Origin of the sequence: Shewanella decolorationis S12 (assembly GCF_000485795.1) — a bacterium.
Lineage (GTDB): Bacteria > Pseudomonadota > Gammaproteobacteria > Enterobacterales > Shewanellaceae > Shewanella > Shewanella decolorationis.
The window spans coordinates 1-4,051 of the sequence record NZ_AXZL01000042.1 but is presented as its reverse complement, the minus strand read 5'-3'; the positions used below and the strand labels follow the sequence as shown (position 1 = coordinate 4,051).

5 protein-coding genes and 1 pseudogene are annotated in these 4,051 nt (G+C 49.9%); all 6 read right to left on the bottom strand.

The features are described 5' to 3' along the window. Positions 1-740: hypothetical protein (locus SHD_RS02365; protein ID WP_023265672.1), on the bottom strand; the 740-nt coding region annotated here is incomplete at its 3' end. Continuing rightward, positions 733-966, bottom strand: a complete 234-nt coding sequence (locus tag SHD_RS02360) for a hypothetical protein (RefSeq protein WP_023265671.1) — start codon at positions 964-966, stop codon at positions 733-735. The genes SHD_RS02360 and SHD_RS02365, both read right to left, overlap by 8 nt. Before the next feature lie 564 nt (positions 967-1,530). Next, on the bottom strand, positions 1,531-2,283 hold the full coding sequence (locus SHD_RS02355; RefSeq protein WP_023265670.1) for a replication initiation protein: 753 nt from the start codon (positions 2,281-2,283) through the stop codon (positions 1,531-1,533). A 554-nt stretch (positions 2,284-2,837) separates the two neighbouring features. Next, entirely contained in the window at positions 2,838-3,089 is a 252-nt protein-coding gene (locus SHD_RS02350; protein WP_023265669.1) for a hypothetical protein, read from the bottom strand. Positions 3,090-3,219: 130 nt separating this feature from the next. Further along, a complete protein-coding gene (locus SHD_RS02345; protein ID WP_039977243.1) occupies positions 3,220-3,741 on the bottom strand; it encodes a hypothetical protein in 522 nt (173 codons plus the stop codon). 65 nt (positions 3,742-3,806) lie between these two features. Continuing rightward, positions 3,807-4,051 (bottom strand): annotated as a pseudogene (locus SHD_RS22220) (site-specific integrase); the annotation flags it as partial.

The window sequence follows — 4,051 nt, the reverse complement described above, 5'->3', positions numbered from 1 at the left end:
CTCCAACCAAGAGCGCGGGTTGCGGCCTGAAAAAACGAGTTGGCCCACTTCTGACCGCCGTTAATATTGTAGTGTTGCCCGTAGTGAACCCCCCTATCGGTGACGCGCTGCGGCGTTTCAAAGCGGCGTTCTTCGAGGCGCTCTGACAGTGCTGCAGGGAGTACCACTTCACGGACTAAACCGCCCTTGCCTTTCACGGTGTAATGCACCCCTTCACGGCCTGAAAACTTTTCTGGTAAGGCTCTGGATACGGCATCAGGGCTAGGGCTTCGCTCCTCGATGCGCCTGAGCGTTAACAGTTCGTGAGAACGCAGGCCTGCGGCGTGGGCAATCGCGGTTGATAGCGCGTTAGTTTCGCGCTGCGCGGCGGCCACCAATGCCACCTGTTCAGAGGTGTAGCTGCGGGAGGTGAGGATCTGTTGGTGTTCGGATGGGTCAGGGCGTAGCTTTTCGTTTTCGCCGAGTTTCCCTGTCAAATTCTGCATCATGCACTGGATCGCGTGGCGCTCCTGATCCAGTGTTTTCTGCCCCACTTCTTCGCCGCGGATATTCAGATAATTCACGGCCATTTCAGGGGTTAATTCGCGCAGCGAGAGCCGCTGTTCTTTGACGAAACGCCCCACGCGAGTCAGGGCATCCGTGTAATTTTTTGCAGTCACGAGGGAGCGAATCGCGCCGTTTTTTTGCAGGGCTTTAACGACACTGGCGGCCTGTGTCTCGGCCTTGGCAAATTTACCCATTGTGTTTGTTCAGGTAGCGGGACAGGGTGGAATGAGCGCAGACAACGCGCTTCGATTTGAGCCAGCGCAACAGTTCGGAACCAGACGCACCAGCGCGGTACATCGTCAGCAATTCGCCCCGATATTTGTCCAGCATTGAGATCCGCCGAAAGTAAGACCGCTTGCGGATCGCCTTGGTTTGCGCCTTGAGTTTCGCCACTTCTGCGGCAGCATCAAATTCTGTCATTGAAAAAGTTACAAATTCAAATTTTAAGTATAAATACAACCGTTAAAACGGCAGCGATGACTTAACACCTATTAGCCCGATTTGAGAATTATCGCGTCTCTGGCTCGCACCTATCCAACCAAAAAATCGTGTCATTTAATGCTGACAAAACATTTGCTTAACGTAGCTACACGGGATTTTCTGTCTCCATCAGTTCTCCTATTTCAAGTTAATGCTAGCGGGACGCTAGATACACAGTTCAACACTGCGGCTCCGTTTTCAATTAAATGCTGGCGGGTTACCAGATACATAGCTCAACACTATGTCTCGGCGGGTTTAACAATGTGCCGGTGTTCATTGCATGCAATAGGCTGCATGAGTTCCATAAGAGCCTAAATCGTACTCCGAAAGCATTTGCTTTTCAAATTTGTGCGCGAAATTAGTATAAACCCGATATTTCTCTGTGTTTGACTTACGTTAGTAAGTTATGCACAGAGAAATATCGGGAACGCCGAGGCAAAAAAATGCACGTTGGTCTTTTGCTCTTGCTGTCCAACGTGCATTCAGATTGATTATGTTACAAAATCAAATTTTCATTTCGAGCTGAGATTGCTCTTTGAACACAAATTCAAGCGCGTGGATGCTGCGGCCATGCTTCACGACCTTGTATGTGATGTCCAAGTGTTCAAATTGCGCGATTTCAGCAACCGCAGGGTCTATGGCGCGTTTACGAGCATCGTTCCATTTGTAACTCTCTGGCCATTCCAATTGATGCCTGAGATTTTCGACTGTGATTGTGACGACTTGGCCGCTGGCGCAATGCTCTAACCAAGATCGGGCGATTTCAAACAACCGCCACGAGTACGCACTGCGGAAACTGGCGGCGTTCTTGAGTTTGTACGTGGTGTACTGGTTCCTGAGCGCGTTTAAATGCGGGTAGACTTCGGGCGTAAAACTCACCTCGATAAACCCCTCATTTTTCGCGTAGGTCGCGCTAGAAACCCATCTGTAGCGGGTTATACGTTCATAACGGCCTGAGCCTGACTTGATCGAGAATTGGCGCTCAAATAAGTGATCTGCTGCGCTCTTTAAATGCTCATAAGCGTTTTTAGGGTCTACGCCGTAGGTTTCGGCGTAATCCAATGCCGAAATACGGATCTTGGAAAATTCCGCTAAATGCGCGTGTATCTTGTTTCCCTTGCGGCTATCAACACGGGCAATAGACGCCGCCAATACCCGTTTTTCAATCAACGACAGCGCATGAGATGCCCTTGCCAGTGCATTGCTCATAGTCACATTGCACTCCCCTAAATCACTTTCCACCACCGCCAAATCCATACCATTAACCTGTCGTTTTTAATTGTGGGTCTATCTATAACAGGTGGCCCAAAACAAATCAACGACAAAAAATTATTTGCCCTCGAAGTTGTGGAATACACCATTATTTTGTCGTTTATTACCATTTAAATGTCGTTTATTACCATTTAAATGTCGTTTTTAAATAAGTACCAAAAAACGCTACAGCCCAAGCATACCAAGGCTTTCAGGCGAGCCTCGCGCGCGCGTGTAAAAACAAGAACTAAAAACAAGAACTAAAAACATACGCGTACACGCGCGAAAGCGGCGGCTGCGCCGCGACCAAGGGGCGTTGCCCCACGGTCGCCTAAAGGCTCCACCCCTCCCCAAAAATGCCTCGCCATTTCCTAGCTGCGCTAGGGGCGAGGTTTTGAACCTGCAAGCTGGTTTTGTCTCCGACCGTCAGGCCGTAGTGGTGCGGATAGGTCTGTTTGAAAAGCAAAAGCGGCTTAGCAGGACGGGGGATGGGGCAAAAAGCGCCCCTCCCTAAGAGCGTATCGCTACGCTCCCATGCTGGCGCTACGCGCCAAAGCGCATTAAATCGGCTTCGTGCTGTACGTGATATTTTGGGCGTTATCGTCCAGTGAACGCAGAAACACGGGATCTGATTGCGATCCCTGCGGGTAATGTTTTGAGATGTGAGAGGTGTCATCGAGATAGGCGATCAGGGCGGAGATCGCCTCTTTGTATTTCTCTGGAACCCGCATGACTACGGTCTTTTCGTATTTGGTCTTACGGCCAGCACCGATACGGGCACCGCCTCGGGTTGATTTTTGTGTATCGGACATAGAAACCTCTTTTGATTATGTTACAAAATCAATTATAGTTTGAATTTGTAACACAATCAAATTGAGATTTAGGGGGGATGGGGGACGCCCCCATGGGAGGCGCTTTGGCTTTTTGTCCTGCTAGACGCTCTTAAATGCTCTCAGAACGCGCTAATTTGCGTTTTCTGCGTTCAGCCATGCCACGAGCCGCATTTTTCTTTTTTTCGGCTCTGCGTGCGATTTGGGCGGCTTCCTGCACGTTTAATTCACATTGATTGGCGTAATTAACTGCTTGCTGCTGCATATTTTGCGCTTTTTGGAGTTCGTTTCGAGCTTGTGCCGCCAGATTTTCGGCTTGCTCGTTTCGCTGTTTGTATTCGTTTTCAGCGGCCTTCATCGCGTTTCGCGCCTGAGTTTCAGCCGTGTTTAGGCTAAATTGCAGGGTTTCAATTTGCTGTTTGCAATCCCGTTTCAATTTCTCGATTTCGTTAGCGTGGTCGGTATCTGTGGCGGATTGATACAGCAACCACTGGAGGGGAAGCATCACCGCCAGGGCTAAACCGATACCAGGGACGGCAAATACCCATCCAGCCTTAAAAATCGACCAGCCTGTCGCGGCTAAATCCCATTTCTCCCCGTTCCATGTGGCAAGGCCAAATAAGGGGATATTCATGTAAACCCAATACCCACAAAAACCAAGAGCACCAAGGGTTAGCAGTATGATGAAAAGTCTCAAACTCATCGTAAATAAGTCTCCGTGATCTCTGGTCTAAAGTGCCCCATTTCTTGGGAAACCACTTCCAGCGCATGGGCGCGGTTTAGCCCTGAATTTTGAAGCTCGGACATTCGTTCTTGGGCGTAGCTGTGGCGCCTTCCAGCGCATGGGCGCGTCCAACCAAGAGCGCGGGTTGCGGCCTGAGAAAACGAGTTGGCCCCCTTCTGACCGCCGTTAATATTGTAGTGTTCCACCCAAGAGCGCGGGT